At 46.3% G+C, this 2,761-nt stretch carries 5 protein-coding genes; all 5 read left to right on the forward strand.

Features of this window, described 5'->3' with window-relative positions:
* Positions 1-561 precede the first annotated feature (561 nt).
* A complete protein-coding gene (locus HOLDEFILI_RS01540; protein WP_006057580.1) occupies positions 562-771 on the forward strand; it encodes a cold-shock protein in 210 nt (69 codons plus the stop codon).
* A gap of 85 nt (positions 772-856) precedes the next feature.
* Entirely contained in the window at positions 857-1,399 is a 543-nt protein-coding gene (locus HOLDEFILI_RS01545; protein WP_006057581.1) for a GNAT family N-acetyltransferase, read from the forward strand.
* 14 nt (positions 1,400-1,413) lie between these two features.
* Entirely contained in the window at positions 1,414-1,896 is a 483-nt protein-coding gene (locus HOLDEFILI_RS01550) for a nucleotidyltransferase domain-containing protein (protein WP_006057582.1), read from the forward strand.
* Between the two features lie 177 nt (positions 1,897-2,073).
* Positions 2,074-2,277: a hypothetical protein gene (locus HOLDEFILI_RS19485; RefSeq protein WP_006057584.1), complete on the forward strand. Its 204-nt coding sequence runs from the start codon at positions 2,074-2,076 to the stop codon at positions 2,275-2,277.
* A gap of 30 nt (positions 2,278-2,307) precedes the next feature.
* Positions 2,308-2,761, forward strand: a 454-nt coding sequence (locus HOLDEFILI_RS01560) for a GlgB N-terminal domain-containing protein (protein ID WP_006057585.1), incomplete at its 3' end; no start/stop codon positions are given.

Here is a 2,761-nt window from a genome sequence, read left to right on the forward strand (position 1 = left end):
CTTCAAAGAGCTCACTCTTAGATTATATTCATTTTCAGTAGGAAAGTATGAAATCTATTAATAAAGAAAACCCAGGTTATCCTGAAACATAACCGCTGCGATTTGGCAGAGAGATCAATCTGTTTTTTTAGGAAATTCCCACAATTTCACGTCAGAAACTCTATTATTACAACCAGTTGGCTGTATCTGACCATAAATTTAGCGTTGCCTTTTCTAATTTCTTTCTGTATTTTTTAATGTAGAAACCGGGTTTAATGGTTTGAAATAACGAGTTTCTATGTGTAAATGTAAACTAGAATACCACAAAAATAAACACCGTTTCGTGTTGGATTAAGACAGCATACTTATTTTCGCTCCTGAATAAAAATTTTGTTCAAACTTTAGTTCAAACGACCCTGGAAGTAGTTGACAACTTTTTTGTTTGAGCATATAATATTAACAGATTTAGACCGTTGGATGATATGATAACGCGCTGTGAGATCATGCTTCAAGAGGTGATTTCGAGCGCGTTTTAGCTTATTGACCCGAAAGTTCTAAATTCAATAAGGAGGGTATTTCATAATGAATACTGGAAAAGTAAAATGGTTTAACGCTGAGAAGGGCTACGGATTTATCTCTGACGACAACGGACAGGGTGATATCTTCGTTCATTTCTCTGGCATCAACGGCAGCGGCTACAAGTCCCTGGAAGAAGGACAGAAGGTTTCTTACGACGTTGAAAACGACGAAAGAAGCGGCAAGACACGCGCAGTCAACGTTACCGTTCTTTAATCAAACCAACCTACTTTGAGGCCTGCGGGCCTCTTTTATTTTATATAAAAGCGGAAAAGGAGAATGAAGCAAAGGAGGAACGCTGATGATCAAATCGTTCAATGACGTGGAAATGACTGAGGTCTACCGGCAGGCGATGAAACAGGATTTTCCGCCGGACGAATTAAAACCGCTGAGCCGCATTCTGGCGCAGAAGCGAAAGAATATCGCGTTGTGCTTAGGCTATTTCGAGCAGGATAAGCTGATCGGTTATGCCGTACTGGAACAAGACACAGCGCAGCGCTGTCTGTTGCTGGACTATTTTGCCATCATACAGTCATCCCGCGGGCAGGGGTGGGGAACACGTTTTTTAAACGAGCTGAAAACGATGTTTGCCGACCGGGAAATGATCGTCATTGAAGCCGAAGCCGCGCCGACGGAACAAGCGCGGAAGCGGATCGCCTTTTATCAACGCGCCGGAGCGCGGTTAACCGGGATCCGGCTGCATCTCTATCATGTCGATTACGCCGTATTGGTGTTGGATCTGGCGGCCAGTTTGGACGAGCCGCAGCTCCGCCGCCGTATTTCAGCACTTTATCAACGGATCTACCCGGCGGTTTTCCGCAAACTGTATCTGCGCATGAAATAAAGGAGGGCTTCACGATGACAAAAACGAAAGAGGAAAAACTTCAGGTGTTAGTTCAGCTGGCAGAGCTGTTCAATGAACATGAAATTCAATGGGCTGTCGGCGGTTCGCTGCTGCTCTATTTTAAAGGTCTGGTTTCCGACTTTCACGATCTCGATCTGATGATTGATGAACAGGCCGGCGAACAGGTTGCTCAACTGTTAGAGCCGCTCGGTACCCGCCGTCCGTTTATCCCATCGCCCGCCTTTCAGACACGCTGCTTTATGGAATTTCTGATCGAAGGCGTCGAAATCGATGTGATCGGCGGACTGGCTATCGTCAGCGAAGGTCACGTTCATGAGCTTCCCCTGCGCAGTGAGGAGATCGAGGAAGGATTCAGTCTGGAGGGACAGCGGATTCCGCTGCATTCTTTGCGGGTCTGGGAAATCTATTACACATTGATGGGACGAACGGAAAAAGCAGAGATTCTGCGCCGGGCGCAGAAGAAAGCGATATTTTGAAGGGACGGTGTTTTATCGGCTGAATGTAAAAAAGTCGGTTATCATTCAGCAATGACGGCAAAAACGGCCGGTTGGAGGATCGGCTGAAAACAAGGAAGCGGGCAAAACGCCTGCTTCTTTCGTTAAGGTAATCATTTCCAGGGGTGTTATATCGCTAAAAAAACAGGGAAAACCGGGATGAAAAAGGCTGAACAAAATGCGAAAGGGCTTACAAAAGATGACAAGAAAAGATTGAACTGTCGGGGGCAATGTTGTAATATGATAATAGATAGAACAAAGGCGGAAGCCGCTCTCTTTTTAATTCAGATCTGGAGGAATGAAGATCATGATGCTGAAAAAAACGCTGGAAGGAATAGACATGTTCAGCGGTTTTCGGCATAAAAGAAAAGAGAGAGAAACAGGAGGAAATCCATGAATCAGACAACACTCATTGAAAGCTTTCATCAGGGGCACTGCATTGACGCTTACGAGCTGTTCGGCGCGCATTTCACTTATGAACGCGTTAACGGTGTGCGTTTTACGGTCTATGCGCCGCATGCGCGCAGCGTTCAGGTCGTCGGCGATTTTAACGGTTGGAATGGCGAGAACGCGAACATGGAGCGGCTGCCGGAGGATCAGGGCATCTGGAGTCTGTTTATCCCGGATTTAAAAGAAGGTCAGCTGTATAAATACCGGATTGAGGATTCGGCCGGCAACGTTTTCGATAAGTCCGACCCCTATGCGTTTTACAGCGAGATGCGTCCGAACAGCGCTTCGGTCATCGTCAATCTGAAAGGCTTTCAGTGGAAGGATCAGATCTGGCTGGGCGAACGTTCCAAGAACTTCTCCGAGCCGTTGAACATCTATGAGGTTCACGCCGGCAGCT

The sequence above is a fragment of the Holdemania filiformis DSM 12042 genome (genome assembly GCF_000157995.1).
GTDB classification, from domain to species: domain Bacteria; phylum Bacillota_I; class Bacilli_A; order Erysipelotrichales; family Erysipelotrichaceae; genus Holdemania; species Holdemania filiformis.

Excerpts from the sequence above, each read along its gene's own strand:
- HOLDEFILI_RS01540 (WP_006057580.1), top strand. The coding sequence starts at position 562 with ATGAATACTGGAAAAGTAAAATGGTTTAACGCTGAGAAGGGCTACGGA.
- HOLDEFILI_RS01545 (WP_006057581.1), top strand. The coding sequence starts at position 857 with ATGATCAAATCGTTCAATGACGTGGAAATGACTGAGGTCTACCGGCAG.
- HOLDEFILI_RS01550 (WP_006057582.1), top strand. The coding sequence starts at position 1,414 with ATGACAAAAACGAAAGAGGAAAAACTTCAGGTGTTAGTTCAGCTGGCA.
- HOLDEFILI_RS19485 (WP_006057584.1), top strand. The coding sequence starts at position 2,074 with ATGAAAAAGGCTGAACAAAATGCGAAAGGGCTTACAAAAGATGACAAG.